This is a genomic window from Sorangium sp. So ce362 (genome assembly GCF_051519845.1).
Taxonomy (GTDB): Bacteria; Myxococcota_A; Polyangia; order Polyangiales; family Polyangiaceae; genus Sorangium.
Genome location: NZ_CP150332.1, coordinates 8926692 through 8952182, shown reverse-complemented (window position 1 = coordinate 8952182; position 25491 = coordinate 8926692). Strand labels below are relative to the sequence as shown.

The 25491-nt window shown below is 71.4% G+C and carries 26 protein-coding genes and 1 pseudogene; 8 read left to right on the top strand and 19 right to left on the bottom strand.

Features of this window, described 5'->3' with window-relative positions:
* The first annotated feature begins 1238 nt into the window (after positions 1–1238).
* Both WMF17_RS34365 and WMF17_RS34360 read left to right on the top strand, forming a co-directional pair.
* Positions 1239–1826: a dihydrofolate reductase family protein gene (locus WMF17_RS34365; RefSeq protein WP_437597511.1), complete on the top strand. Its 588-nt coding sequence runs from the start codon at positions 1239–1241 to the stop codon at positions 1824–1826.
* Positions 1823–2833, top strand: coding sequence for an RNA polymerase sigma factor (locus WMF17_RS34360; RefSeq protein WP_437597510.1), 1011 nt, complete (start codon positions 1823–1825; stop codon positions 2831–2833). The genes WMF17_RS34365 and WMF17_RS34360 overlap by 4 nt, the downstream gene beginning before the upstream one ends.
* A gap of 29 nt (positions 2834–2862) precedes the next feature.
* Here the strand turns inward: WMF17_RS34360 and WMF17_RS34355 are convergent, their stop codons facing one another.
* Together WMF17_RS34355 and WMF17_RS34350 are read right to left on the bottom strand one after the other, a co-directional pair.
* The gene (locus WMF17_RS34355; RefSeq protein ID WP_437597509.1) at positions 2863–3684 is read right to left on the bottom strand and encodes an SRPBCC family protein; all 822 of its coding nucleotides are present in this window, start codon (positions 3682–3684) and stop codon (positions 2863–2865) included.
* Positions 3675–4283 carry a helix-turn-helix domain-containing protein gene (locus WMF17_RS34350; protein ID WP_437604331.1) on the bottom strand — a complete coding sequence of 203 codons (609 nt, stop codon included), beginning with the start codon at positions 4281–4283 and terminating at the stop codon, positions 3675–3677. The genes WMF17_RS34355 and WMF17_RS34350 overlap by 10 nt, the downstream gene beginning before the upstream one ends.
* 191 nt (positions 4284–4474) lie before the next feature.
* On the opposite strand from WMF17_RS34350, the gene WMF17_RS34345 reads away from it, so the two are divergent.
* The 3 genes from WMF17_RS34345 to WMF17_RS34335 all read left to right on the top strand — a co-directional run bounded on the left by WMF17_RS34345 (position 4475) and on the right by WMF17_RS34335 (position 9008).
* Positions 4475–5059, top strand: coding sequence for a hypothetical protein (locus WMF17_RS34345; RefSeq protein WP_437597508.1), 585 nt, complete (start codon positions 4475–4477; stop codon positions 5057–5059).
* 732 nt (positions 5060–5791) lie between these two features.
* On the top strand, positions 5792–7147 hold the full coding sequence (locus WMF17_RS34340; protein WP_437597507.1) for a sigma 54-interacting transcriptional regulator: 1356 nt from the start codon (positions 5792–5794) through the stop codon (positions 7145–7147).
* Positions 7128–9008 (top strand): serine/threonine-protein kinase, encoded by a 1881-nt coding sequence (locus WMF17_RS34335; RefSeq protein WP_437597505.1) that lies wholly within the window; start codon positions 7128–7130, stop codon positions 9006–9008. Before WMF17_RS34340 ends, WMF17_RS34335 begins: the two co-directional genes overlap by 20 nt.
* A gap of 10 nt (positions 9009–9018) precedes the next feature.
* Here WMF17_RS34335 and WMF17_RS34330 read toward each other — a convergent pair whose 3' ends face one another.
* The 3 genes from WMF17_RS34330 to WMF17_RS34320 are packed head-to-tail and all read right to left on the bottom strand — an operon-like array spanning position 9019 to position 11407.
* A complete protein-coding gene (locus WMF17_RS34330) occupies positions 9019–10128 on the bottom strand; it encodes an Ig-like domain-containing protein (RefSeq protein ID WP_437597504.1) in 1110 nt (369 codons plus the stop codon).
* A complete protein-coding gene (locus tag WMF17_RS34325) occupies positions 10125–10769 on the bottom strand; it encodes a hypothetical protein (protein WP_437597503.1) in 645 nt (214 codons plus the stop codon). The genes WMF17_RS34330 and WMF17_RS34325 overlap by 4 nt, the downstream gene beginning before the upstream one ends.
* The gene (locus WMF17_RS34320; RefSeq protein ID WP_437597501.1) at positions 10742–11407 is read right to left on the bottom strand and encodes a hypothetical protein; all 666 of its coding nucleotides are present in this window, start codon (positions 11405–11407) and stop codon (positions 10742–10744) included. Before WMF17_RS34320 ends, WMF17_RS34325 begins: the two co-directional genes overlap by 28 nt.
* 177 nt (positions 11408–11584) lie before the next feature.
* Between WMF17_RS34320 and WMF17_RS34315 the strand changes: the two genes are divergently transcribed.
* Positions 11585–12088: a hypothetical protein gene (locus tag WMF17_RS34315; protein WP_437597499.1), complete on the top strand. Its 504-nt coding sequence runs from the start codon at positions 11585–11587 to the stop codon at positions 12086–12088.
* Here the strand turns inward: WMF17_RS34315 and WMF17_RS34310 are convergent.
* Complete coding sequence (locus WMF17_RS34310) at positions 12085–12636, bottom strand: glucuronyl esterase domain-containing protein (protein ID WP_437597497.1); 552 nt, start codon at positions 12634–12636, stop codon at positions 12085–12087. The two genes, WMF17_RS34315 and WMF17_RS34310, sit on opposite strands and share 4 nt — an antisense overlap.
* Positions 12637–12884: 248 nt before the next feature.
* Positions 12885–13766, bottom strand: coding sequence for an SDR family oxidoreductase (locus tag WMF17_RS34305; protein ID WP_437597495.1), 882 nt, complete (start codon positions 13764–13766; stop codon positions 12885–12887).
* Positions 13767–13846: 80 nt separating this feature from the next.
* Here WMF17_RS34305 and WMF17_RS34300 point away from each other — a divergent pair, with 80 nt between their 5' ends.
* Positions 13847–14374 carry a MarR family winged helix-turn-helix transcriptional regulator gene (locus WMF17_RS34300; RefSeq protein ID WP_437597493.1) on the top strand — a complete coding sequence of 176 codons (528 nt, stop codon included), beginning with the start codon at positions 13847–13849 and terminating at the stop codon, positions 14372–14374.
* Positions 14375–14480: 106 nt separating this feature from the next.
* Here WMF17_RS34300 and WMF17_RS34295 read toward each other — a convergent pair whose 3' ends face one another.
* The 8 genes from WMF17_RS34295 to WMF17_RS34260 all read right to left on the bottom strand — a co-directional run bounded on the left by WMF17_RS34295 (position 14481) and on the right by WMF17_RS34260 (position 21395).
* Positions 14481–15386, bottom strand: coding sequence for a DUF6999 family protein (locus tag WMF17_RS34295; protein ID WP_437597492.1), 906 nt, complete (start codon positions 15384–15386; stop codon positions 14481–14483).
* A 1-nt stretch (position 15387) separates the two neighbouring features.
* Positions 15388–16086: an iron-containing redox enzyme family protein gene (locus tag WMF17_RS34290; RefSeq protein ID WP_437597491.1), complete on the bottom strand. Its 699-nt coding sequence runs from the start codon at positions 16084–16086 to the stop codon at positions 15388–15390.
* A 28-nt stretch (positions 16087–16114) separates the two neighbouring features.
* Positions 16115–17245 (bottom strand): beta-ketoacyl-ACP synthase III, encoded by a 1131-nt coding sequence (locus tag WMF17_RS34285; protein WP_437597490.1) that lies wholly within the window; start codon positions 17243–17245, stop codon positions 16115–16117.
* A 189-nt stretch (positions 17246–17434) separates the two neighbouring features.
* A complete protein-coding gene (locus WMF17_RS34280) occupies positions 17435–18316 on the bottom strand; it encodes a hypothetical protein (RefSeq protein ID WP_437645227.1) in 882 nt (293 codons plus the stop codon).
* Between the two features lie 251 nt (positions 18317–18567).
* A complete protein-coding gene (locus WMF17_RS34275; protein ID WP_437645225.1) occupies positions 18568–19368 on the bottom strand; it encodes a hypothetical protein in 801 nt (266 codons plus the stop codon).
* A complete protein-coding gene (locus WMF17_RS34270; protein WP_437645223.1) occupies positions 19365–19997 on the bottom strand; it encodes an RNA polymerase sigma factor in 633 nt (210 codons plus the stop codon). Before WMF17_RS34270 ends, WMF17_RS34275 begins: the two co-directional genes overlap by 4 nt.
* A gap of 37 nt (positions 19998–20034) precedes the next feature.
* Positions 20035–21087, bottom strand: a complete 1053-nt coding sequence (locus WMF17_RS34265; RefSeq protein WP_437645222.1) for a hypothetical protein — start codon at positions 21085–21087, stop codon at positions 20035–20037.
* A 98-nt stretch (positions 21088–21185) separates the two neighbouring features.
* Positions 21186–21395 (bottom strand): hypothetical protein, encoded by a 210-nt coding sequence (locus WMF17_RS34260; protein ID WP_437645220.1) that lies wholly within the window; start codon positions 21393–21395, stop codon positions 21186–21188.
* 316 nt (positions 21396–21711) lie between these two features.
* On the opposite strand from WMF17_RS34260, the gene WMF17_RS34255 reads away from it, so the two are divergent.
* Positions 21712–21879 carry a hypothetical protein gene (locus WMF17_RS34255; protein ID WP_437597482.1) on the top strand — a complete coding sequence of 56 codons (168 nt, stop codon included), beginning with the start codon at positions 21712–21714 and terminating at the stop codon, positions 21877–21879.
* A 235-nt stretch (positions 21880–22114) separates the two neighbouring features.
* On the opposite strand, the pseudogene WMF17_RS34250 reads toward WMF17_RS34255, so the two are convergent.
* The 4 genes and pseudogenes from WMF17_RS34250 to WMF17_RS34235 all read right to left on the bottom strand — a co-directional run.
* Positions 22115–22198 (bottom strand): annotated as a pseudogene (locus tag WMF17_RS34250) (addiction module protein); the annotation flags it as partial.
* A gap of 522 nt (positions 22199–22720) precedes the next feature.
* Positions 22721–23089 carry a VOC family protein gene (locus WMF17_RS34245; protein ID WP_437597481.1) on the bottom strand — a complete coding sequence of 123 codons (369 nt, stop codon included), beginning with the start codon at positions 23087–23089 and terminating at the stop codon, positions 22721–22723.
* A 189-nt stretch (positions 23090–23278) separates the two neighbouring features.
* A complete protein-coding gene (locus WMF17_RS34240; RefSeq protein ID WP_437597479.1) occupies positions 23279–23809 on the bottom strand; it encodes a hypothetical protein in 531 nt (176 codons plus the stop codon).
* A 455-nt stretch (positions 23810–24264) separates the two neighbouring features.
* Positions 24265–24948, bottom strand: coding sequence for a hypothetical protein (locus tag WMF17_RS34235; protein ID WP_437597478.1), 684 nt, complete (start codon positions 24946–24948; stop codon positions 24265–24267).
* Positions 24949–25491 lie beyond the last annotated feature (543 nt).

The following is a 25491-nucleotide window of genomic DNA, read 5'->3' as shown; positions in this document are numbered from 1 at the left end:
AGGATTGGTCGTCAAATGCAACCTGGAGGAGGGTACCCCAATGGACATGGGTCATACCGTCCAGAGCGTGGGCCACTGCGCAGCTGTCCGCGGCGCCAGTGTTCGTCAGGCTGCTGTCACTGGCGGTCTGTCCACGTGGCCGTGAGAGCGCACGGACGGCGGTGCGCCCTGGGCTGCACGACGTCGCCCGCGTGCCAGCGTCCGCCAAGCCGGCGGGCGCGATCGAGCCGCTGCGACGAGCGCCCGTCGTCGTCCGAGGAGATTGCTGCGCCCGACGCGGACTCGCTGAGCCCGGCGAGCTTGACGGAAAACCCGAAGCCGGCTGCTCGCGTCGACCGCAAACCAATAGGAGCGATGCGCGCCAACGGCGTGGGCTCCGTCCGGCTGCCCGGGAACACCTGGACGGCCAACCTGCCGACGTGCTGGACCGAGGACGAAGCCAATCCGCGGCTGGACGTGCTCGCCGAGCGCGCCGGACGCGCGGAGGCTGCCCGAGCTCCTTGCCGATGAGGAGCGCCCCACGACCGACACCGCACGGAATGGACGCAGTTCCGTTGGCAGCGTGGGCCGATGTGCGATGGATCTGACGCGACGCCGCCGATGGCCGCTACCGCCACGGCCCGGCCGCACCCGCGATCGCAGCCGGTCCCGGCGCCCCCTCGGGGTCACGTCCGCGCGGCGTCGAGGGGCGCTCAGAACTACCAAATCGAGCCCTTCGTTCCCCCGTTTTTCAGCCCCTCAGCGGCGCTTCCAAGAACAGCTAACCCCGCGACACGCCTTGATGTTCTTTCCGGGCGCGTACCCCGGTAGTTCGTGTCGAACTACCGGGAGCGCAGAACGAATAGGCGTTTGCGGGACTGCGCCTGAGCAGCAGCGGCGGCGAGGTCCCGGCGCAGTCCCGCAAACGCCTATTCATTGGGCCCGCGTTGGGCCATGCCGGAAGCGGACCTGGCCGACCGCAAGGCGGAACCATTTGAAATCGTTGTTGTTTTTTTTTTTTTTTCGATCGTCCGCCGGCACCAGGGAAGAAGCCCAAGTTCGTCCCTGGCTCCGCGATGACGTCAGGCCCGAGGAGCCCCTATGCGTCGCGCAGCGGTCGGTCCGGTCGGCCCAACCTGGGTGGGGCCCGGTCGGCCCAACCTGGGTGGGGCCCGGTCGGCCCAACCTGGGTGGGGTCGGCCCGCAACAATTTCCTCGTCCCCCCGTATCCTGCCGGCCGCGCCGTTCGTTGGTGGGCCATGACGACGACAACCCCGACCGAACGACGCCTCTACGTCTCCATGATCACCTCGCTCGATGGCTACATCGAGGGGCCGAACCGCGAGCTGGACTGGTTCCAGGACGGCAACCCGCAGTTCGAGCGGTACTGCGACGAGATGATCGACTCCGTCGGCCTGGCCGTGTACGGCCGCGCCTCCTACGAGCTGATGCTCCAGTACTGGCCCGACGCCGAGGCTCGCCCGCGCTCGCCGCAGGACCTTTCGTTCGCCCGCAAGATGAACGCCCTGCCCAAGGTGGTGCTGTCGCGGACCCTGGCGCATGCCGCGTGGGCCAACACCCGCGTGGCCCGTAACCCCGAGGAGATCGCCGCGCTCAAGCGGCAGCCCGGCAAGCCGATCGTCGCGTGGGCCGGCGCGGCCCTCGTGTCGACCCTGATCGAGCACCGCCTCGTCGACGAATTCCGTCTGGTGGTGCACCCGGTGGTGCTCGGCGGCGGCACGCCGCTGTTCGCGCGCCGCGACAGGCGCCTCGCGCTGCGGCAGATCCGGACCCAGAACCTGGGCGGCGGGCTGTCGGTCCTGTGCTACGAGCCGGTCTGGGCATGAGCCACGAGCCGGGCGACCTCCGCGGGCTGAGCGACGACGTCAAGGCATCGTGGCAGCGGTTCCTCGATGTGTTCGAGCCGCTCCGGCCCGAGCTGTACCGCTACTGCCGCTACCTGACCCGGAGCCCATGGGACGCCGAGGACCTGGTGCAGGACACGATGGCCCGCGGCTTCGTCACCCTCGGCACGCTGTTCCACGAGCTGCCCAACCCGCGCGCCTGGCTGTTCCGGGTGGCATCGAACCTGTGGATCGACCGCGCCCGGCGGCGGCGGCTCGAGCACGATGCCATTGCGGAGCCCGCGGCGGCGCGCCCGGCGCCAGGCCAAGCCCTGGACGAGCCGCGGGCGTCACGGGAGGCCGCCGGCACCCTTGTCGCGCACCTGTCGCCCCAGGAGCGCGCGGCGGTGGTGCTCAAGGACGTGTTCGATCTCTCGCTCGAGGAGGTCGCCGCGGCGCTCTCGACCTCGGTCGGCGCGGTCAAGGCGGCGCTGCACCGCGGCCGCGGCAAGCTGGTGGCGCCCGAGGCCGACGAGCCCCGGGCACCCGCGCCGGGCGTGCTCGACGCCTTCTGCGCCGCCTTCAACGCCCGCGACCTGCCGGCCCTGACCTCGCTGCTCCTCGACAGCTCGATCACCGAGATCGTCGGCGTGGTCACCGAGTACGGGCGCGAGCCCCCGGCCGATCCGCACACCGGGTCGTTCGTCGGCAGCCTCTCGCCGATCACGACCACCGACGCCGGCGGGGTCGATGCCCGGCACCTGGTCGGCTACCTCGGCGGCCCGCCGCGCTGCGAGGTGCGCGAGCATCGCGGCGCGCTGTTGCTGCTCTTCTGGTTCGATCACGACACCGGCCCCGCGGTGCGCACCGTCTGGACCGTCGAGACCGACGGCGATCACCTCGCCCGCATCCGCAACTACTTCTTCACCCCCGATGTGATCGCCGAGGTCTGCCGCGAGCTCGCCGTGCCCTTCCGCACCAACGGCTATCGCTACTGGATCAACGATTAGCCCCGGGGGCCTGCCGGCGGAGCAGGCCGCTACGCGTTCGCCTTCTGCACGGCGTTCGCCGGAAAGCGAGCTTCCAGCCAGGCGCGCCATCGTGGCTCGAGCTCCGCGGCGGTCTCGGCCGCTCGATCGCCGTAGAAGAACAGGCTGACGGCGACGCGCGCCTTGTCCTCCCAGCGGTAGCTCCCGAGGAGCGCGATGCCCTGCGCCGGCTGCTCGAGACGCAACAGGACTTCACAGGTCTCGTCGCCTTGCTCGACGTGCTCGATGGTGCCGGCGAGCGGCGGGGCACCTGCCGGCGCCGACCGTCGCTCACCCAGGTTGGGGCCGTGGACGCCGAGCGCGGTGGCGAGCTGCTTCCAGACCTCGGCATGCGTGCCAGGGGTTCCGCGCAGCGCGCGCGCGGCGGCGGCGTTCTGGCCCGCGAAGTGACGCAGGTACAGGCGCAGGACCTGGAAGAAGCCGGGCCAGCCGCGCTCGAACCCCTCGATCTCATCGTCCCAGGAGTCGCTTGTCGAGAACAGGCTGTGCACGAGCCGCACGACGCACCTGTCGCCCGAGCGGCTGGCGATGACGAACTCCGACGCGAGGGGCGGCGCGTCCCCGCTCCAGCCGTGCTCCTCGTAAACGAGGCGCGTCGGCGGCTCCCACGCCGTGATCGTCCCCGAGGACGTCACGCCCTCGCCGAACGTGAACTCGACCTTCCCGCCGGCGCGCTCGTCCACGGTGGTCGGCGCGAACCAGGCGCTGATGCCGGGGCCCGTCGCGATGGCGTGCCACACCTGCTCCGGCGTCCCGGGCACCAGGAACTCGAGCTCGACCCAGCGCTTTCGTGCGTCGCTCCTTATCGGCATGTCTCCTCCTCTTTCGGTTCATCGCTCGGCTTCGGATAAGCCATCACGAGCAGGCGGTGGTCGCGCCCGCCGGCGGCGCTCGCGTCGTGGTATCGCGCCACGAGCTCGGCGATCGCCTCGCCGAGATCGGCGGTGAAGGCGGCGCGCTCCGCGGCCGACGCGAACCGGATCTCCGTGTCGATCGAGAGCGTCGCCAGCCGCTTCTTGGCGCCGAGCGCGCGGCGCCACAGCCCGCCGACCTCGCGAACGACGCGCGCGGCGAGCGCGACGAGGTAGCTCGCCGAGAGACGATCCACCGTCCGCCGTGGATCCGCGGCGACAGGCCCCAGCGCTCCCGGCGATACGACATAGGCGCTCGCGGTCGCCACGAACAGGCGCTCCGTCAGGCCGCCCCACTTGCGCTCGCCCGCCGCCCGCACCAGCTTGTGCGCTTCGAGCGCGCGCAGGTGATAGTTGACCTTCTGGCGCGCCAGGCCCACCCGCTCCGCGAGGTTGGCGGCGGAGGCCGGCAACGCCAGCTCCGAGAGCAACCGGCTCCGGATCGGGTCGAGCGCGACGACCGCCGCGGCAGGGTTTTCGATGACCTCCACGTCCAGCACGACGACCATCCTAGATTGACAACTTTTGTTGTCAAGCATCTCGAGTGGGCTCGCCGTGTTCGCCCGCGCGTCCGCGCCCGCGCCCACGCTCGCGGGCGGCGCGCGCTTTCTTGCTCTGCCGGCGGCGCTTGCCGCTAGCATCGTGTGCCCGCGCACCCGCGCGCCGCCACCGCCTGAGAAGGAGGCCCTCCGTGCACCGTCGACATGCGCTCTGGATCCTGTTGCTCTGCCTGACTCCCCTGCTCGCCGCGTGCGGGCATCCCTGGAAGACCACCCGTCAGGCTGTGCCGAACCCGTTCTACGGCAAGGGGCGCCTCGCTGTCGTCCCGGTGGCGTTCCTCGCCCTCGAGGTCGGCGACGTCACCGAGGCCGACTGGATGGCCGAGAAGGACGCCGAGCAGCGGCAGAGCTGGCAGGAGGACAAGGCGGCGATGAACGAGCAGTTCACGGAGGCCCTCATGGCGGAGGCAGCGTCGGAGGACGCCATCGTCGTCAAGGCGATCAGCGCCGCCGACGCGCCGTTCTTCATCCGCGCGAACGTGACGTTCTACGAGCCCGGCATCTTCACGGGAGTCTTCAACAAGCACACGCTCCTCAAAGCGACGGTGCAGATCACCGACCCGGCCGGGAGGGTGTTCGACGAGATCCTGATCGAGGCGAAGTCGCCAGCGACGTTGTTCAACCCATCGACCGGCGGGCGCGCGCGGGACGCGGCGAACCAGCTCGGGAAGCTGGCGGGGAAGTACATCAACCATCGCGTCAGCGGCGGCGACTGAGCTGCCCCGGCGGCCCGACGCCGGATCAAGGTAGCCGCCCGCCGGAGCCGGGCGCTGCGTCATGCAGCGCGTGGCCGGCGAGGGCTACCCGCTCCTGGCGAGAGACTTTCCCTGGGCCTCGAGCGCGGCCTTGATGATCCCGACCGCCTTCGGCCCCACGCCATGGAGCGCCAGGAGCTGGGCTTCCGAGAATCGCGTGACCTGATCCAGGCGAGAGACTCCAGCAGCAGCGAGCGCTCGAGTCGCCGGCTTCCCGATGCCCTTCGGAAGCGCGGATTCTGGTTGTTCCTTCGGTTTGCTCGGCATGGGCTCATCCTGGTTCATTCGCCGCCCGGCGGGCCGGCGCCCGGCTGCGCCGGCAGCGCCAGCCTCACGATCACGCACAGCATGCCAGGACGAGGGCCGCTGTACAATACCGCGGTACAGGGACTAGCACCAACGATGCGAGCACCCCCGCGGCTCTCGTCCGGACTGAGCGCGCCTCGGCGCACAGCGCGCTCTTCGTACAACCGCTCCACGCTCTCGACGAAGAGGCGCGTCAGCGCGCCGAGCTTGTGAGGACGCCGATCAAGATGCCGCGCCGCGCGCCCTTGCCGCCATGGGGCTGATCTCCCGGAGAGCCGTGCGCACTTGCGTCAACTATGGAATTCTCGCTCTGAAACGGCCGGCGGGCCTCGCCAGGCATAACGATCGAGCGCCGATGGGCCTGTGGTACGCTACGGTCAGGCCCTTGTGTCGAAGCGCAGCGTACAACCGGAGGCCCGCGGCACCCGTGTGATCGAGGTGGCAGGCGGTCCGCGGCTCGTCGTCCCCCGCGGCCGCCTCACGGCCGTGGACGGGCCGAGCGCGGGCCACACGATCGCCGTCGAGGCTGCTCCGGTGGTCGTCGGCGCGAGCGATGACGTCGATTTCACGCTCGCGGATCCTGCGGTGAGCGCGCGCCACCTCGAGATCGCTGCCACGCCCCTCGGCTTCCGCTTGCGCGATCTCGGGAGCACGAACGGGACGTTCGTCGACGGCCGGCGCACCGGCGAAGTCTGGCTCGGCGAGGCCACGGAGATCCGCGCCGGAGAGACGCGCCTTTCCTTCACCCTCGAGGCGGGGGCGCGGGAGCTCCCGCTCTCGCGTGCCATGAACTTCGGCGATCTCCTCGGCCACAGCCCGCCGATGCGCGCCGCCTTCGCGCTCCTCGAGGGCGCGGCCCGCAGCGACGCGACGGTGCTCGTGCTCGGCGATTCGGGCACGGGCAAGGAGCTCGCCGCGCGCGCCATCCACGAGCGTTCTCCGCGGCGCGATGGGCCGTTCGTGATCCTCGACTGCGGCGCGGCCAGCCCGACGCTGCTGGAGGCGCAGCTCTTCGGCCACGCGCGCGGAGCGTTCACCGGCGCCACCGAGGCCCGTGAGGGCCTCTTCGAGGCGGCGCACGGCGGCACGCTCGTCCTCGACGAGATCGGCGAGCTCCCGCTCGAGCTCCAGCCGAAGCTGCTCCGCGCGCTCGAGGCGCGCACCGTCTGCCGCCTCGGCGAGCCGAGGCCGCGGCACATCGACGTCCGGTACATCGCCTGCACGCACCGGCTCCTCGAGGCCGAGGTCCGCGCCGGGCGCTTCCGGCAAGATCTCTATTTCCGGCTCTCTGTCGTGACGGTCCGCCTCCCGCCGCTTCGAGAGCGAAAGGAAGAGATCCCGCGGCTCGTCAGCCACTTCCTCGGCAAGCTCGCGCCGGGCGCCCCGATCGATCTGCCCAGGTCCATGCTCGAGCTGCTCGCGAGCCACACATGGCCGGGCAACGTGCGCGAGCTGCGCAACGTCGTCGAGCGGTTCCTGACGCTCCCAGGGGTCCCGGCGGCGTCGTTGCTCGGCACCTCGAGCGGGGCGCCGGGCGGCGCCGAGCTCGGCGGCCTGCCGATCCCCGTCGGTGAGCCGTTCCACGAGGCGAAGCGCACATGGACCGAGCGCTTCGAGCAAGCTTACCTCGAGCACCTCCTCGCGCGGGCGCAGGGCAATGTCTCCGAGGCCGCGCGGCTCGCCGGGCTCTCCCGCCAGTCGTGCTATCGGCTGATGCAGAAGCATGGCCTCCGGGTCGAGTGAGCCGGCCGCCGAGGGCGACCTCCATGGCCCCGCCGCCCCCGGCTGGCTCGTCGTGCGCCGCATCGCCGTGGGCGGGATGGCCGAGGTGTTCCTCGTGCGCGGCGAGCGGGCCTCCCGCGCGGTGCTGAAGCGGATGCTGCCTCAGCACCGGGGCGATCCCGAGCTCGTCCGCGCCTTCGTGCACGAGGCAGAGCTCGGGCGCGCGCTCGCGACGCCGGTCCATCCGGCCCTCGTCCGTACGCTGGAGCACGGCGAGGACGCGGCGGGCGGATGGATCGTCCTCGAGCACGTCGAAGGGGCAACGCTCGCCGAGATCCTCGCCGCCGCCCGCCGCGCCGGGGAGGCCGTGCCGCTCGGCGTCGCGCTGCATGTCACCGCGACGCTCCTCGACGTGCTCGCGTTCGTGCACGGCGCCACGGACGCGGCGGGCCGCCCGCTCGGGATCGTGCACCGCGACGTCACGCCGGAGAACCTCCTCGTCTCGCGCGAGGGGGCCGTCAAGCTCGGCGACTTCGGCATCGCGCGCTCGCGCCTCCGGGACGCGCGCACGCGGACCGGTGTCATCAAGGGCAAGCTCGCGTATCTCGCGCCCGAGCAGGTGACCGGATCGAGCGTGGACGCGCGCGCGGATCTGTATGCCGCTGGGATCCTCCTCTGGGAGCTCGTGACCGGCCGGCCTTGGCTCGACGCAGCCGACGAGCTCTCGCTGCTGCGCGCAGCGGAGGATCCGCCGCGCCGGTCGCCCTCGTCGCTCGGCGGCGACCCGCGCCTCGACCCTGTGCTCGCCCGCGCGCTGGCGCGCTTCCCCGAGGAACGATTCCCGACCGCCGCCGCCTTCCGCGGCGCGCTCGCCCCGCTGCTCGAGACCGAGCTCCGGGGCGACGAGCGGGCCTGGCTGGCCCGCGGCGCGCAGGCCCTTGCCCTGCCCGGACCGGCGCCCTGCGCGCCCGACCCTGCCCCGGCGCCGCCGCCGGAGCCGCCGCGCGCCGCGCCCTCCTCCGAGACGGGACAGCCCCGCGCCGGGAGCCCGCAGCCCGCCCGCGCGGCGTGGCCCGCCATCGCCGCGCTCGCCGCGACGCTGCTCGCCGGCGCGCTGGTCGGAGAGCGCATGCTGCGCGCAGGCGGAGCGGCGTCGCGTGCGATCCCGATGCGGGTCGCGCCGGTCGCGACGGCGGCGAGCGGAGGCACGGCCGCCGAGGTTCCGTCCGCGCCCGCGGCTGGGGCCGCTCCGGTCGCCACGGCGGTGAGCGGGGACAGCGTTGCCGGGGTCCCGTCGGCGCCCGCGGCCGGGGATGTCGCGGCGAAAGCGTCCTTTCCGAGCGCGTCATGGCCCCTCGGCGGCGTCCCAGCAGCCGCCTCCGCGCCTTCCGGGGGCGCCTCCGCGCCGTCTGCCGCCGACGGCGGCTTGCCCGCCCGCGCTGAAGCCGGCGAAGCCCTCGCTGCGCCACCGGCCAGGCTGGAGGGCGCGCCGGTCGACGAGCGCGCGGCCGCGCTGCGCGCTCGGCTCGACGCCGCCCGCGCCTCGCTCGCGAAGCGCGGGATCGAGGCCGCGGACCTCCCGCCCGGCCTGCGCGCCTCCGCGGCGCGCGCCGAGGCTGCCCTCGCCGAGGGGGACGTCGCCGCGGCGGCCTCCGAGGTCGACACGTTCGTCGCGACCACCGCCGGGCTGCGGCTCGACCAGGAGATCCTGCGCCGAAAGCTCGATCGGGTGGGGGCCCTGCTCCGCGCCGCGCGTGCGCGCGGCGCCGACACGCGCGCCGCCGAGGGCCGCGCCGCGGCGGCGCTGCAGTCGTTCCTCGACAGGCGCTACGAGGCGACGAACGCCGAGCTCGACGCCCTCCTCGCGGAGCTCGCGCGATGAGGGTGCGCCGTCAGCGGCAGATCCCGCTCGTGGCGTCGCAGCGGTGCTCCGGAGCGCACGGCGAGAAGAGCGCGTCGGCGCGACAGTCGTCGACGCACAGGGCGCGCAGCCGATCGCACACGCGCCCTCCCGGGCACGGCACGGGGCAGTCTCTGGGGAGGCAGACCCCGCCGACGCACGCGGCGCCCAGGGGACACGCGTAGTCCGGCGCGCACGGGGGCTCGGTCGGCTCCGTCGGGGGCGGCTCGCAGGACAGGGAGAAGTCGCCGAGATACCCCTGCGCGCCCGCTTCTGCCGCGACCTGATCGAGCGGCTGCCCTGTCGGATCGCGTACCGCGCTGGCGATGGTGACGCGATACGCGAGCCTGTCGACCCCCACGAGCCTCGGCGTGGCGATGTTTGCGACGAGCCCTGACGGATCCATGGCCACCGAGATCGGCCCTGGATCTGGCGTGATCGTGACGGCGCCCGGCGCGCGCAGGCTCGCCTCGTCGATGGGGCGCGAGAAGGAGATGACGAGCGAAGGCACGGCACATCTGAGCGCGACGCCTCCATCGTCGGGCAAGACGCGCTCGACGCGAGGCGGCCTCACCTCCGGCCGCAGGTTGAAGGGCACCGTCATCATCGGCGGCGGCGCCGCGAAGCGCGCCCCCATCAGCTCGCCGCGCGCGACGAAGCTGCCCGGCGCCGGGCTCGCCTGCAGGCCGAGCACCCGGATACTGAGCGAGACGTCGGGTAGACTGCCCTGCTCGATGCGGATGATCGGGAGCCGCTCCCGCTCGATCGAGAGGGTGAATACGAGCTCGAGCGCCGCATCCACGTCGGCGTTCTTCACCTGCACGCCGCCCCGCGACCGCTCCTCGCCCGGTGCGTAAAGGCCCTCCTCGGCGTCGACGACGAGCACGGCCTGCTGGACGTGCGCGAGGAGCTGCTCGGTCGTGTTCACGTTCGGATCGGGCACGAGCATCAGGTCGAGCGCGGGCGGCTCCGCGCACCCTGCCGCGCCGAGCGCGAGCCCGGCGGCGCCGAGCGCGAGCGTGCGCCGGAGGGCGGGAGAGGCTCCCCTCGCGGCGCCCTGCCCAGGCTCGCGCGCCGGAGGATCGCGCCGGCGCCGGCTCATGGCGGGGTGAGCACCACGTCGGGGTCGCCCTCGCCGCTGCTCAGCGCGACGCCGATCCCGGCCGCGGCGCCGGCCGTCGCCGCGGCGGCTACGCCGACCCAGAGCCACGGCTCCTCGTACCAGGCGTGGCGCGGCCCCGGCGGGAGGGGCGCCCAGGGCTTCGCGAGCCGCTCGCCCAGCCGCTCGATCGCGGCGCGGAGCCGCGCCGGATCCGCGTCGTGCACGACCTCCTGCATGAGCTGCTCCCTCATCTGTGTCTCCACGTCGACGATCGTGCCGCGCACGAGCACGGTCGCGCCGAGCCCCGCGAGCTCGGTCCGGACGATCTTCGAGGCGCCGAGCGCGCGGGCCGCCTCCCGCACGCACGCGGCGTCGTCGGCGCAGCCGGGGCTGCGCGACAGCCGCGCCGAGAGCCGCGAGACCCGCGCGCCCCCGCGCCGCGCGAGCGCAGACGCCATCGCGCTGTCGCCGTCGACGCCCTCGACGCTCGCCTCGGTGGCCCATGCGGTGGGCATGAGCGCGACGTGGACGCCGGGCCGCGGCGTGCGGGGCGCCTCCCCGGTCGCCCCGGCGCACCCCGCGACGAGCGCTGGAGCGCCGGCGAGCAGCGCGATCAGCGCGAGCCCACGTCCGGAGGGCACGCCGGTAAAACCCAGCCGCAGGAGTCCCCGTCCGTCGGCGTGCATGCAGGGTAGATGCGGGTTCCGTCCGGGCATGTCCAGTATTCCATGGGCGGCGGCTCAGGACACGCGTCGACGTCGCAGACGCCGCTCGCGTCCGGAGTGCACACCGGGAAAACCCAGCCGCAGGAGTCCCCGTCCTTCGGCGTGCATGCAGGGTAGATGCGGGTTCCGTTCGGGCATGTCCAGTATTCCGCGGGCGGCGGCTCACCACACGCGTCGGCGTCGCAGACGCCGCTCACGTCCGGAGTGCACGCCGGTAAAACCCAGCCGCAGGAGTCCCCATCCGTCGGCGTGCATGCAGGGTAGATGCGGGTTCCGTCCGGGCATGTCCAGTATTCCATGGGCGGCGGCTCAGGACACGCGTCGACATCGCACGTGAGGGCGCCGTCCGCGCACCTGACGAACGTGGTGTCCGAGCCCGCGCCGTAGAGCGGAGCGCAGTCTTCGCGCAGGAGACAGGCGGCTTCGTCGAGCCTATCGCACGCGATCTGCGATGGGCTTGTGCCTGTCGCGGAGCCGCCGCTGACAGAGGTGCAGTTCACCGTCGCAGCGAGCGCGGTGAGCGCGAGGAAGGCGGTGGCGAGTCGATTTCTCATGATCGTGTTCTCCTGGTACTTTCAGGGTTGCCGGTCCCTGTACTCTGTAGCCTGTAGCAATGGCCATTCCACCCCTCCCCGCGCGCATTCCTCGGGCGATCGCGCCGCTGGATCCGGCGCCGATCGTCACGCGTAGTTGACACCTGTCCACCGCCCGTGACAGGGGCCTGTTGCGGCGTGCGCGAACAGGGGCTCCCGGGCGGGTCATGTCGACTTCTCCACCATGGATGGCAACTGCACTGGTGTCGGGATCGGGCTCGACCCCGGTCGAGTCACGGTCTGAGCGAGGCCGGTCCCGTCGTCTGGAACAACGACCTCCGCACCGTCGCCGGCGCTGCCCACGGTCGATCGCTCGCCCGGATCGGCGAGCTCGACGCGGAGATCGCCGCGGCCGGTGACGGGCACGACTCGACGCAGTTCCCGAGCTACGGTCCTGGCGCCTCGACCGCGGCGCGGTTCAAGGACTCGGCGGTGGTGATCTCCGATCTGCCGGCGGGCACACCGGTGACGCTCACCTTCCGGGTCGTCGCCTGGAGCCTCGCGATCGCCACCGGCAACGGCGTCGCCTCCAGCAGCTGTCAGTTCACGGTCATCGGCTCCACCAAGACCGCCTACTGGAGCTTCAGCTCGGCCAGGAACGATTGCACGAAGCTCGGCCGCGCACGAAGGGCATCGGGCTAGGGAGTATCCCCGCGCGGCGGCATGACGTCGAAGCGCCGGGCCCCCGGCTTCCCCAGGAGGACCTGATCGGCGAAGTCGAAGATGGCGTTCCAGTCTTCCTCGGTGGCGCCGTGCCCACCGGGCCGGAAGTGCAGTCCCAGATGCTCAGGAACGCCGAGGAAGTCGTACACCGGTTGAGCGCCGAGATACGACTGCACGGCCGCGTAGGCCCTTCCGTACGGATCGTCGAGCGAGTTGCACAGAATGAACAGCCGCGGCGCGGTGAGGGCGGGGAGCCAGTGCTGGTCCGAGGGGAGGCGCTCCGTCTGGTTCCTGAACTCGGGAAGGAGCGGCCCGAACCAGTAGGTGTTCTGAGCGACGATCTCGGTGATGCCCTGTCCGAGCCCACCGCCCATCTCGGCGCCCGAGAACCGAAAGGCCATGCCCCCCGCCACCGGGGCGGTGAGCGCGATGCGCTCGTCGAAGGCGCCCGTGAGCAGAACCGCCTGGCCCAGGCGCGACACCCCCGTGACCATGATCTTGCCCCGATCCACGGCTGGATCGGTCATCAGAGCCTCGCGCGAGCGCACCGGCCGCTCTCCCCAGGCTGCTTTCGCCGGAGCCGAAGGAGAGCGAGATCAAGATGGGACGAGCCTCGGCCTCCTCCTCGGGAGTCGCCTTGGCCTTCGGGAAGAAGAGGCCCAGGTCGAAGCCGAGCTCCCCGCCTGGCCCGAAGCTCAGGTGAAGCTTGCAAAGCGAATGGTTCGATGCTCGATCATGATTGTCGCTCCAGGGGGGAAATCAGTGCATCGCTGCCCTAGCGAGCGCCTGACGTCGAGAGCCCGAAGACCTCGCGCAACCCCTCCGGGAGGGTGGTGGGCGTGCGCCGGAGCAGCGTCTCGAGGTCAGAGCTCGTCTCGTCCAGCTGGTCGCCCCGGATGTCGGAGTAGAAGCCGAGGTAGCGGCGGGCGAGGTGCTCCGGCACGCCGGCCCGGATGGCGTCCGCGACGTACGTCTCGTCGGAGATCCGCGTGTAATCAACGGTCCTGCGCGACACCTCGGTGAGGGCGGCCGCCACGTCGTCGAAGGTGTAGCTGCGGGGGGCGGCGACGACGTAGGTGCGGTCCGCGCCCTCGTGGTCGAGCATGGCGTTGGCGAGGGCCTCGCCCATCTCGCGGCGCAGGGCGTAGGCGACTCTACCGTCGCCGGCCGGCAGCCGGATGCCCGTCTCGAAGACCCGCGCGCCACCGACGTAGAGCGGAACGGTGTCGAGGTACAGGGCGTTGCGGAACAGGACGTGGGGCAGCCCGCTGCGCCGGATGCGGTCCTCGGTCTCGAAATAGTCGCGCATCAGCGCGTTCTCCGAGGCGTGGACGTCCCTCAGCGACCGGCTGGCGAACCCGAACAGCGCGACACCGGCGCGCCGGGCCGCGTCGATGACGTTCTGGTGCTGCTGCACGCGATGCTGGGGGGCGTTGCCCGCGATGAGCAGGACGCGGTCGACGCCGGCCATCGCCCGGTCGAGAGCGGCGGCGTCGTCGTAGGCGCCGACCCGGACCGAGACGCCGCGCGCCACGAGGCCGGCGGCCTTGCGCTCGTCGCGCGCGAGCGCGGCGATGTCAGCGCCGGCGGTGCGCTCCAGCAGGCGGTGGACGACGGCGGACCCGAGCTGTCCGGTGGCTCCGGTGACGAGGATCATGAGCGTTTCTCCCTGAAAAGGACCAATTACATAGCGTGCTATGTGTATGAATAGCACGCTATGTTGTAGGGTGGCAACCGATGGATATCGACTACGACACGGGCTACTTCGTCACCCGGACCGCTCGGGCGTTCATGCGCGTCGCCGAGGCGCAGCTGCGCCCGCTGGGGCTCGGCGTCGCCCACATCCCGGTCCTGCTCTGCCTGGCCGAGGAGGAGTCTCTGACCCAGGCGGAGATCGCTCAGCGTACGCACGTCGAGCAGCCCACCGCCGCCGCGCTGCTGCAGCGCATGGACAAGGCTGGCCTGATCGAGAGGTCGCCCGACCCGCGCGACCGCCGGGCCACCCGCATCCGCCTCAGCGCCCGCGCCGAAGAGGTCATGCCACGGGCGCTCGAGCTCCTCGGCCAGTCGAACGGCGAGGCCACGGCCGGGCTCTCCGCTCGGGAGATCGAGGCGCTCCACGGCCTGCTGCGCCGCGTGCTGGCCAATCTCGCCGCGATGATCGACGACGACCGGGGTCAGGCGGCGCCCAGGGAGAAGGAAAAGCACAACGAGCCGGCGACAAGGCGCGCCCCTTCGAGCGGCCCCAGCGTGCGGCGTCGGTGATGCACCACGGCGGGTTCGGCCCCGGCCTCTGGATATCGTGCGGTGGCTGCCGGTCGCCTCCAGCAGGCGCTACCCGACCTCGAGACCGGGGGTGAAGATCGTGACGCTACGGCGCGAGGGCTCCCCGGGCCGCCGCTCTCCCCGCTTCTGCCTTCAGCTTCCTCAGGTGTCCGTGCAGGGTCTCGGAGTCGAGGCCATGTAGCGTCAACCGGAACCCGGCCTCGAGCGTCGAGCTGGGCACCATGGGATGATGGTTGTGCACAAGGGCGACAGGCAGCGGGTCGTCCAGGATCTTGCCGACGTAGAGCGCGATGATCTCGTCCAGCTGCAACGAATTGCTCGCCCGCCAGAAATGGTGGTCAGACAGGAACAGCGCATAGAGCGGCGTGTAGATCTCGATGGCGGTCTGCAGGTCGACGACGTTCAGCCAGGTGTCCGGGAGGTCGTCGATGCTCGCGTCGTCCTCGGTGATGGCAGAGAAGTCGATCGACCTCCGGGGCTCGATCTCACGCCCCTGGGCGCGAAGCTTCTCGTTCAGCTCGATGATGAAGTTGTAGAAGGTCAGATCGTGGACCGTGAACGTGTTGTCCAGCAGGTCCTCCAGCCTCCGGGTCCTCAGCGGCGTTGTCGTCTCGAGCTCGATGCCCGGGACGTTGTCCTCGATGAACTTCAAGATCTCCGTGCCGATGGTGAAGTGGCGCAGGATGAGGTAATTGGCCTCCGGGGCGACGAAGAGCCTCAGACCCCAGTAAATGGACCGATGCAACAGCCACGGAGATTGCCAGCTCGCCGGGACGAGGATCTTCATGAGCTTGATGCCGGAGATCGACAGGCGGGCGAACGGCCTGACGATCGGCATCACGACCCTGCGCGTTGTGCTGCGCTGGCTCTTCAGGAGGGCGGCCTTGGCCCTCTCGTCGATCGGCAAGGACCGATCCAGGTACAAGGCCAGCCACGGATCGGGATCCCTGGGGTCGTGCTTCATCTTCCTGAAGAGGTCCTGAAAATCCATGTCAGTAGCTCCCGATCTCCTCGAGCTGGAGGCGGTAGAGCCGCGCGGTGACCCGGGCGGTCTTGAGGATCCTCGGCGCCATCCGCGGGAGATCCAAGATACCACAGCGGAGCACCTCTTCCAGCTCGCCCAGGTGATCTTCGTCGGCCTTCGCGTGATAGAGATAGAAGCTGACGGCCTGCGCCTCCAGGCGAAGGGCGGACTGCACATGCTCGGCCCACCGGGCCGCGACCCGCTTGCCGAGGCCTTCGATGATGTACATGGCGCCGAGGAGATCGAAGGGGTTCGGCTGATCGGCGCGGTGGAAGATCCAGGCAGACAGGGCCTCGCTGCCGATGTTCAGCTCGTGCCGCGCGAGCCCGGCCGGGTCGCCGCCGCTCTGCAGGTAGTCCTGCTCCAGCATCAGGTAATCGCGGTGCTCCGCGGCCGCGTGGCGGATGAAGCGCGAGCGCAGCTCGGCGAAGTCGTGGCCGATGCTGGAGGCGGCGCGCGCGATCCAGAGCGCCCCGTTCATGACCTGCGCCCGGTGGTTCAGCAGGAGCTCGTGGTAATCGGCCAGGCGAATGCGACGCTCGATCACGCGCCGCACGATCGGGATGTGATGCACCTGGGACTCGAAATCCAGCCAGATGGACGACAGGCCGCGCAGGACGGCCTGCGGTGAGTCTTCGTCTCGAGGCGATGTACGTTCCGGAAGCATCCTGAACCTCCCTGGGGATGACGGCGGGTCAGACGACCGTGAGCAGCATGAAGGCGATGACGCAGCGGCCGCTCTCCGGGACGAAGCCGAGGACCTGCTGGCCCGGCTGCAGATCCCGCTCCTCGATCAGCTGGTGCAACATGAGGAGAATGGATGCGGCCCCCGTGTTCCCCTGGGAATAGAGGTTCGTGAACCAGCGAGCTTCGGGCACCATCGCCCCGGTCTTCGCGAGCAGCTTGACCATCTCTCCGCGGAGAGAGTGGGACGAGTAGTGCGCGAGGAAGTGGTCGATGGCTCCGGGCCTCAACCGTCGCCGATCCACGAGCTCGAGGTAGTGCTTCGCCCACACGGGGAACATGCGGTAAAGCAGATCGAAGTCCTGCTTGAGGACGAGGGCGCCCTGCTGCGCTGCGAGCGCAGGGCTGTCGTAGTGACTCCAGGGCTTCCTCTCACCCGCCCGGTTCCTGGAGGTGCCCGCGTACATGCAGGGGTCGAAGCGGTCGGCGTAGGAGCAGAGATCGATCCACTCCACCCTCAGGGAGCGGCGCCCCTCGTTCGGCCGGGTCTCCAGGAGCCAGGCGCCGGCCCCGTCGGAGAGGGTCCAGCGGAGGAACTCGGTCTCCATCAAGGCGGAGGAGTCCTCGCCTTCCTGCTCCCGATCGGCATAGAAGCCAGGTCGGAAGAAGCGGCTGGAGAGCTCTGCTGCGCAGGCCACGCCGCAGTCGTGCTCGCCCGCCTTCAGCTGGAGGTAGGCGGACTTGAACGCCATCATGCTGCTGGCACAGACGCTCTGAAAGCTCGCGATCTCCATGGGCCGCAGGCCGAGCTCGCCGTGGACCGCGCTGGCAAAGCCGGGGACGAGGAGGTCACCCTGGGTGGTGGCCGCCGCCAGGAAGGAGAGCCTCTCCGCGGCGATCTCGCTGCGGGAAAGCGCGTCCCGGATCGCGCGAGCCGCCATGTCCGCGCCGCTGTGAAGGGGCACGCCGTCCGGCGTCGACGCATAGTGACGTGTCTTGATGCCGTTCTGCCGGAGGACGAGGCGCCCGAGCCTGGAGCGCCTGTCGCTGATCTTGCCGATGTACTGCTCCATCTCCTCGTTGGGGACCGGCTTGCCAGGCAAGAAAGCGCCAGTGCTGGTGATGTAGACGGAACGATCCATGATCCCTCTCCGTGGCCGACATGGGCTAGGAGCTCGTCACGGCGGCCATCGACACTACCTCAGTCGCCTCGCCGTGCCGAGGCGTAACCATGTCCCGTCTCGCCGACCGCCGGCTGGGCCCGCTGGACGCTGGCCCGGGTTTCGCCTGTCCACGATCCCGGGCCGCGGCAGTCCTCGGGGGACAACGCATCAGAACTCGCCCGAGACCGTGAGGCCCGCGGTGCCGTCGGGGCCCGAAGGCGCGACGCGAAGGCCGGCCCTGCGGAGGTCCTGCTGGTAGGACTGCGCCGGATGATCGTGGGCCATGAGGGCGAACGACCACGCCGAGTTGAGGAGGCCGCTCGCCAGGCTCAGCACCCGCGTCTCCACCGGCAGATCGCCGTCCCATGCGGGCACGGTGGCGACGACCCCGCCGAGCGCGGCCGGGAGGTAGACGGCCCAGTTCGGGATCGCAGGCGCGGTGCCCAGCAGATCCCGCTCGATGCTCGCGATCTGCGCGCCTGACAGCCGCGCGCGCCACGCGGGCGTCGCCACCAGCGCATGGTCGGCGCGGAGCCGGGAGACCGGCGTGTAGTCGGACAGCGCCAGGTTCAGACCGGCGAGGAAGCCGGACACGTAAAATCCAGCCGAGAGCGCGACGGGCGTCATCCTCGCGAGCCCGTCGTCTTCAAGGAACGCGAACCCGAGCCAGAGGCTCCCTTGCGAGAGCAGCCCGGCGGTCCCCAGGGTGTCTCGCCGGTAGGTCTCCGGCACAGCGAGCCCGGCGAGGCCTCCGGCGAGTATCGCCGCGGAGCTGGCAGCGAAGGCGATGCGCAGCGGTGTATCGGTGGGCTGCGGCGCATCGGCGCTCCATGCCAGGCTCGACGCGAGGCCCGCCGCGCCGACGCCGCTGAAGAGGATGGGCAGCGCTATCGAGGAGGAATGCATCCTGATCGCGTCGGTGAAGTGCGGCGCCAGGAGCGCGGCGCGTTCGCGCCGCTGGGCGATGTCTTCCCGAGCCTCGCGCTCCTCCCACGCAGGAGCAATCGCCTCCTGCGCCGCGGCGCTCCCCGGCAGCGAGAGGCTTGACACCGCCGCTCCCACCAGGGCCGCGTGCAGCACGCGGCGCATAGACCATGATGACCAGACCATACGAAGCCTCTCTGTTGAAGGTTCTCGTGTCGAATGAACTCGACATGTTCGACGAGCCGAGCACACGAGTCATCTACGGAGCGCTCTTGAGAGCACGTTCACGCCGGTGCGCCTGATGGCCATCTGCTCTCGGTGAGGAGCGCCCCGTCGCTTGTCGCTGTTGTCGCTATGTGTCCGCGGGCGCCGTTCGATCACGGATTCGTCGTCGCGCCGAGGAGCGCGCGCACGCCCGAGGCGTGCGGGCTCGTCGGGCGCGAGGCGAGGAAGCGCTGGCCCAGGTCGGCCGCGCGGGCCCGATCCCCGAGGCGGAGCAGCGCCTCGATGCGGAGCACGGTGGCCTCCTCGCCCATCGCGCTCCGCGGGAACCTCCTGTCGTAGGCGTCGAGCTCCGAGAGGCACCCCGCCGCGTCGCCGGCGCCGAGGGTGTCACGCGCATGATCGATCATGGCGACCTGCTCGCCGAGCGCGTCGGTCGGCGCGACGGGCGCGGATCGCGCGCGCGGCGTGGTGCTCTTCGAGCGCGGCGGGCTCGCGACGGGGGGCGCTGGGCTCGGCAGGGCGCTCGCCGGGAGCGGGAGCGGCGCGCGCGTCACAGGCGCGGTGGGGGTCGATGCGGGCGCGACGGGCGGTGGGTTTGCCACCGGCGGCTCGCCGGGGACGGGCGGTGCGCTTGCCGCCGGCGGCTCGCTCGACGGTACCGCCGAGGAGGGAGGCGCAGCAGGGCGGAGGAGCGCGACGCCCGCGCCGATCATGCCGGCGCCGATCGCCGTCCCGAGGCCCCACTTCGCGAGCGACAGTAGCTTGCCGGTGGCCGCCCCGGGCGCGGGCGCGGCAGGCGCGGCGGGCGCGGCGCTCGTCCCCGCAGCGAGCCCGGCGATGGCGAGAGCGCGCGCGCGCGCCGACGAAGGCGGCGACTCGTGCTTCCACGAGCGGAGCAGCGTGCGCTCGAACTCGGTCGACTCGTCTTCTCCGAGCCGCTTCGGATCGGTCATCGGTTGCCTCCCCCATGCAGCGCCCTCGCCTGAATGCGCCTCGCGATCGCGCGAAATTCCTCGCGCGCGCGCCGGAGGCGGGACGCGACGGTGCCCTTCGCGAGCTCGAGCATCGCGGCGATCTCCTCCGTCGGGACGCCCTCGAGCTCGAAGAGGACGAAGACGACGCGAAGGTCCTCCGCCATCGCGTCGAGCACCTCGTCGAGCAGCGCGCGCGCCTGCTTCATCTCCATGAGCTGCTCCGGGTTCGGCGCGTCGTCGGCCGCGACCGCCATGGCGTCGTCATCGCAGAGCTCGCGCCGGCGCGCCCCGGCGCGGCGCGCGTTCGCCGCGACCCCCAGCGCCGTCCCGAAGAGGAAGGAGCGCTCGCGGCCGGGCGCGATCTCGCCGAGCTTCTGATGCGCGATCAGGAAGACGTGCTGCGCGGCGTCGTCGGCCGACCCGGCGGGCACGCCGAGCCCGCGCAGCGAGCGCCAGATGAAGTCGAAATGCGCGTCGACCAGCGCGCGGTAGCGCTCCGCGGAGGGCGACGGCGCGACCCGCTCGGCGCGCTCCGCGTGCGCCGCCACGGCCGCGTCGCGCGCGACCGCCGCGCGGGGAGGGGGGCCGGATCGGGTCGCGCTGATCATCGTCTTCTGCCGCTATGTTCGCAGGCGAGCGCCGAGATCACGGAATCGTCAAGCCTAGCCCGAGCGCGGAGACGACGTCGAGCGGCGGCGGGCGGGCGACGGCGTCGGCGCCCTGGACGAGGATGCCGTCGCGCAGCAGCGGCATCCGCACCCCGGCCTCGACGTCGAGCACGAACGGACCCCAGAGCGGCAGCCGCGCGCGCACCGGCAGGGCGAGCGCGAGCCACCCGCGCGTCGCGCTGCGGACCGGGGCGACGCCTCGACGGCTCGCCGCGAGGAGGCCGCCCTCGACGCGCGCGCAGGGGGCCAGGTGCAGGGCGCCGACCGTCGCGCCGAGCGGACACGCGTCGGCGGCGAGGGCCACGAGAAGAAACGATGCCGAGCCGCCCGCCGCGGGGATGTCGGAGGCCGCCTCGAGGCCCGCGCCGAAGCGCAGCGGGCCGACGCCGCGGTCCATCGCGCCGACGGGGGGCTCCGCGAAGATGCGCGCGCCGAAGGAGGGCGTGCCGATCCTCTCGCCAAGCAGGAACTGCGCGCCGAGCGTCAGGTGCGTCGCGACGTCCGGCGCGGGCGCGGGTGCGGGTGGACGCGTCCGCCCGCTACCGGCAGGCGGGGGTGGCGCGGGTGGGCGAGCCAGCCCGCTGCCGGCGGGCCGAGGCGGCGCGGCGGCGGTGCTCGCGGACGCGGCAGCGACGGGGGCGGCGACCGCGGCGGGCGCGTCCGCGCGCTGGGCGTCGATGGCGAGCGCGGTCACCACCGCGAGCGCGGCGACGACATCGTCACAGGTGTCCCCCGCGACATCGCGGTCGGATGCCGTCCCGTCCGCCCCACGTACGCCGAGGCGCCCGGCGAAGCGGCCATCGAGCTTCTCGAGGGTCACGACGTATGCGCTCGCCGCGTCCGCTTCCCCGAGGGCCCGGCGGAGGCGAGCGCTGACGCGCGCGCGAAAATCCGCCTCCGTCGGGCATCCAGCCTCCGCGCGATACTCGATGCGCAAGGGGGCGGCGGTCGGCTGAGCGCGCGCGACCGCGCCGCCCGCGAGCACCGCCGAGACCATGAAGAGCCGCGCCGCGGCGGAGCGTGACCTCACCTTGAGGCCAGTGTCGCGCCGCAGCGCCCGGAGCGCTACTCCCTCGGTGCAGCCGCCGCGAGCGCCGGGGCACCTGCGGCAACCGATGTCCTGGCGCGCTACGGGGTACCCGCGCTGCCGGTGTCGCCGTGAGTCAGCGCCTCCCAGGTGATCTGCACGTTGGTCTCGTCCCTGCTGTTGCCGGACTGGCTCCGGATGCGATCGCGCACCTTGCGGCTCCGGGGCAGGCTCTGGCCCTTGCGCCCCACGTAATGATTGTACGCGAGCTCCCAGACCGGGACATCCTGCGCTTCAGCTGGCCGCCACACAGCGAGTCCTCGACCTCGACCTCGACCTCGGTCATCGACGGAAACGGGTTCAGATACTTTGCCGTGTACTCGAAGCGGCAGATCCCACGCGTCCCGCGCCCTCGCAAACGCCTTCTGACGTCGTGTCGATGGCGCTCGTGCACGAGATGGAAGCAGCGGTGACCACGAGCAAGGTAAGAACGTGATGCATGCAAAGAGTAGATGAGCAGCGCGGCTCAGCGCTGGAGACAATGCGCGCGTCTGCGTGGTCTTTGCTGCAATTCAGGCGTAAAAGTTTGCGTCCAGCAATCGAGGCGTTCTTGTGGGTGATACTGGTATGCTCGTGATCGTCGCTTACGGGACCGGTCAGATCCATCGCCGCATCCATCCGGTGCGCCCGGATGTCCTGCGCGCTCTGGCCTTGTACGCCGGCACGGCGGCGCCCAGGCCGCTCGTTGCGGCGAGGATCGTGCGCGCGCGTCGTGGTGGCGCGAGCGCGTGGTAGGGTCGCGGCCCCGTGCGCCCTGCGGCTGACGAAGAACAGCCCGCTCCCGGCGGGGAGCACCCCGCCTCTGATGCAAAGCAGCCCGCCCCCGGCGAGGAGCAGCCCGCTCCCACCCTGAACCGCGAACTCGGGACCTCCCCTCGCGCGTGGCGTCGGTGGTCATGGATCGTACCTTGCGCCGTGTTCGGGGCGATCCTGGCCATGTCGCGAGCGGGGCAGGTGTAATTCCTCCCGCTCATAGACGTCGCTCAACCTCGGCGAGCCAGGCCGCCTCAACGTCCTCGTCCGCGGGTCCGTCGAGGCTGGCGATCAAGCGCTTCGCGACGTCTGCTCACTCCTCCGGCGGAAATTGCAGGGCCTCGGCGAGCACGGCATTCCTGGACGACATGCCGGAACTATACATTATAGCAGGATCTTGGCCCTGTGCATCCCCGACGACCGGACGGGGCTCTGGGTGCTGACGGCATCCGGCCGAGTCCTGGTGGGCGCCGCGCAAGACCAGACGCAGGCACAAGCCATGGATACTTAAGGAGAAACTGGCGGGACCCCGGGGGTCGCCGAAGAGACCCGGGCCGCGATATGCGAGGGGCGGCCTGCGCCCCGGAGCAGCGGCGCTCCGGGGCCCGATGGACTGGGCTGGTTTCTGCGCGAGCTGCGGCAGCGATCCGGCCTCAGCGGTGAGGAGCTGAGCAAGCGATTTTTGGTCGGGTCGCGGCGGGTTGCAGCTGGTGGTTGCGCTGAAGCACACCGACGGGACCGCGCGGGGCTTGCCCGCGATCCGCTCAGCCCGGTCCGGGCGCAATCCGAACGGGCGGTCCCTGGCGCGCCCTCCGCGCCGGCTTCATGCGCTCTTCCTGAGCTCGTGCAAGATGATGGTGTTGCCTTCGGTGTCTTGCATGACCGCCATGCGGCACACCGGCGATTGCACGTCGTCGGCCATGAACTCCACGCCTTCGCTCTTGAGCCGCGCGACGAGCACGTCCAGGTCTTCGACCTCGAACGCGATGCTCGCGCCGCCCGGCGCGGCAGCCGACTTCGGATCGGGGTGATTGAACAGCGCCAGGCAGCCGCCGCCCGGCAGGTCATATTCGGTCCACACCCCGTTGTCCGAGTGGCTGCCCACGCGCAGGCCGAGCGTGCCTTCGTAGAAAGCGCGAGCGCGCGGCGTGTCCTTCACCGGAAACATCGTAAATGCCACTTTCTTCAGCATGAAGCCCTCCAACGCGTCGTGGACCGGCAGGCTACCCACCGCCAGGCTACCGGCTCCACTGCGCAGAAGATATCCGATCGCGACGTCGGTGAGGCCCGCGGGCGTGAGCGCGCTCGGGAGCAGGAGGCGGAGCGCCCCGCGAGCGGCCCGAGGTGGGCAGCGGCCCGCGAGGCGCGCCGCGCGGCGGCGTCAGGGCTGGGTGGCGCCCTGGCCTTCTTCCTCGTCGCCGCCGGCGAGATCCGGGCACTTTTGCGAGATCAGATCGCACGCCGGGATGGGCGCCTCCAGGTCGGTCTCGGTCGAAGCGCACGTGAGCGCCCGGACCTGCGTGACGTGCGCGAGCAGGCACGCCTCGTATTCGGCCACGGTCGCGGTGCAGCCCGTGCGCGCTTCGGCCGGCGGCAGACAGCTCTCCGCAGGCGCCGGGGCCTCGTCCGCCCGCGGCTGCTGGGCCTCGGCCATGCACTTCTCCTTCACCACGCTGCACACCCCTCCGACCGTGGACCACAGCATGCCGACGAACTCACATGTGTCCTCCTTGGAGAGCGAGAGGCTCGGCGTGAGCGACTGGCACGCGGACTCGACATCTGTGGTCGTGAGGTCCTTGAGTTGCTTGCTGCTCACATCGGCGGGTATCGGAGCGGCCGCAACGTCCTTGCCGCCCCAGAGGACGAGCGACAGGAAGGCCGAGAGTGCTCCGAATCGAATCAGTCGGTTCATTCGTTCTCTCCCTTGTAGTAGCGGCCGCCTCCGGCCGCGGAGGGGCTCGGGAGCAACCGACGTACCGGGGGCCCCGTTGTGCACGATGGGACCGCGCGCGCCCGGCGCGGCAGGGCGGGCGGCGACGGAGATCCATTCGCCCTCCAAGCTTCCCGCCTTCCTCGTCGGGCGCTCTGGCGAGATCCCATGAGATCCACCTTGCCGGCCTGTGAGCCCGCGCGCGCTGGCCGGGCGGGCAGGATGGGCACAGGGCTGCTCGCCTCCTGGAGGGGGACAGAACACCGGGGACGGCCCCAGAGGAGAAGAGATTGAGCCGCCAAGGCGCCAAGGGCGCAAAGAAGAGAATTTCTGGGCTCTGTCGGCGTCCCTGGCGTCTTGACGGCTTCAACTCCGGGCGCTGTAGCCGGTGAGGCCGAGCGCCGCGCCGGAGCGACGGAGGGCCCGGGCGCCCGCCGTCAGGCGAGCTCGCGCTCGCCGCCCGGATACACGAAGGAGTCGCGGGGCGAGTACCACGAGGCGCTCTTCACCACCTGGATCGGGCTCCCGGGGCGCAGGGCGTACACCGGATGATCCTTCGCGAGGAACTCGACGGACAGGAGCTCGTAGGGGTCGGCCATGTCCGCGATATAGGGGTAGTTGCCGGCGACGAGCCGATCCCCGATCTTCGTCACGTAGGTGAGGTGGCCGCGCGCGACCACGCCGATCTTGTTGCCGACGTGCGCCCGCGTCCGGATGATGGGCACACCGTCCACCGAGGTGGTCGCCACGAGCTCCCTGCCGTGCAGCTCGAGCGTCGTCGACCCGGGCGACGCCGGCACGCCGCGCTCGCTCACGTACCGGCGCACGGCGTCGGAAGAGTTGAAGTAGTGCGTGAAGAAGCGGGCCGGGCCCGCGCCGTCCGGCGTCGTGTGACCCGCGAGATCCAGCCCCAGGTAGGTGAGCGAATACGCTCCGAAGCCGGAGGTCTGCTCCGGCTTGTCGACAACGTACTGGTTCATGTAAATGGCCCTGTTCGCGGCGGGCGTGAGTCCGTTCGGCAAGAGCGCCGCGGCGGCGTCCGGATCGGCTGGAACCCAGCTCGAATAGAGCATGCGGCTATCGATGACCATCTGCGGCGCGGCGAGCTTCGACTCCGACATGGTGCTGTCTTTCTCCCCCCCGGGAAGGACGAGCACTATCACAACCCGCCGCCCGGCGATCCGCAGCGGTCAGGGGGAGAATACGGAGACCGGTGTCGTCGAAGCCGGCTCGGAGGCTTCGAAGCGAGGAGTCGGACAGGCGAACCCCATGGGATGAGCCATGCTGCGCGGCGGGCGCGATCGACGTCGGGCCGCCGTCGCTCGGGCCGTCCCGGCGCTCGAGGTGGCAAGACGGCGGCGGTGCGCCTACCCGAGCGCCGAGGGGCAGACAGCGCATCACCCCGAAGGCGCGCCCGCTGGTCGCGCGTCCGGGGCCGCTCGAGACGCGGCCAGGCGCCCGCGCGCGGGGCAGGCGTGGTCGCCCCACCACGCCTCACCGCATCTCTGTACCTCTGCCCCGGCCATGCGTCGCCGCCGTCGCCGCGCTCCCGCGCGCCGCGCAACGCCGCCTCCGGCGGTTGAGCCCGCCCCGCCCGCGCCCGGCCCCCGATCGCCGAGCCCATTTGGGAAACGCTCCTGTTACCTTGGGCGACGCTCCGCAGC

Coding starts and splice junctions, on each gene's coding strand:
- WMF17_RS34365 (WP_437597511.1), top strand. CDS start 1,239: ATGACGACGACAACCCCGACCGAACGACGCCTCTACGTCTCCATGATC.
- WMF17_RS34360 (WP_437597510.1), top strand. CDS start 1,823: ATGAGCCACGAGCCGGGCGACCTCCGCGGGCTGAGCGACGACGTCAAG.
- WMF17_RS34355 (WP_437597509.1), bottom strand. CDS start 3,684: ATGCCGATAAGGAGCGACGCACGAAAGCGCTGGGTCGAGCTCGAGTTC.
- WMF17_RS34335 (WP_437597505.1), top strand. CDS start 7,128: ATGGCCTCCGGGTCGAGTGAGCCGGCCGCCGAGGGCGACCTCCATGGC.
- WMF17_RS34330 (WP_437597504.1), bottom strand. CDS start 10,128: ATGAGCCGGCGCCGGCGCGATCCTCCGGCGCGCGAGCCTGGGCAGGGC.
- WMF17_RS34320 (WP_437597501.1), bottom strand. CDS start 11,407: ATGAGAAATCGACTCGCCACCGCCTTCCTCGCGCTCACCGCGCTCGCT.
- WMF17_RS34310 (WP_437597497.1), bottom strand. CDS start 12,636: ATGACCGATCCAGCCGTGGATCGGGGCAAGATCATGGTCACGGGGGTG.
- WMF17_RS34305 (WP_437597495.1), bottom strand. CDS start 13,766: ATGATCCTCGTCACCGGAGCCACCGGACAGCTCGGGTCCGCCGTCGTC.
- WMF17_RS34300 (WP_437597493.1), top strand. CDS start 13,847: ATGGATATCGACTACGACACGGGCTACTTCGTCACCCGGACCGCTCGG.
- WMF17_RS34295 (WP_437597492.1), bottom strand. CDS start 15,386: ATGGATTTTCAGGACCTCTTCAGGAAGATGAAGCACGACCCCAGGGAT.
- WMF17_RS34290 (WP_437597491.1), bottom strand. CDS start 16,086: ATGCTTCCGGAACGTACATCGCCTCGAGACGAAGACTCACCGCAGGCC.
- WMF17_RS34285 (WP_437597490.1), bottom strand. CDS start 17,245: ATGGATCGTTCCGTCTACATCACCAGCACTGGCGCTTTCTTGCCTGGC.
- WMF17_RS34275 (WP_437645225.1), bottom strand. CDS start 19,368: ATGACCGATCCGAAGCGGCTCGGAGAAGACGAGTCGACCGAGTTCGAG.
- WMF17_RS34270 (WP_437645223.1), bottom strand. CDS start 19,997: ATGATCAGCGCGACCCGATCCGGCCCCCCTCCCCGCGCGGCGGTCGCG.
- WMF17_RS34255 (WP_437597482.1), top strand. CDS start 21,712: ATGCTCGTGATCGTCGCTTACGGGACCGGTCAGATCCATCGCCGCATC.
- WMF17_RS34245 (WP_437597481.1), bottom strand. CDS start 23,089: ATGCTGAAGAAAGTGGCATTTACGATGTTTCCGGTGAAGGACACGCCG.
- WMF17_RS34240 (WP_437597479.1), bottom strand. CDS start 23,809: ATGAACCGACTGATTCGATTCGGAGCACTCTCGGCCTTCCTGTCGCTC.
- WMF17_RS34235 (WP_437597478.1), bottom strand. CDS start 24,948: ATGTCGGAGTCGAAGCTCGCCGCGCCGCAGATGGTCATCGATAGCCGC.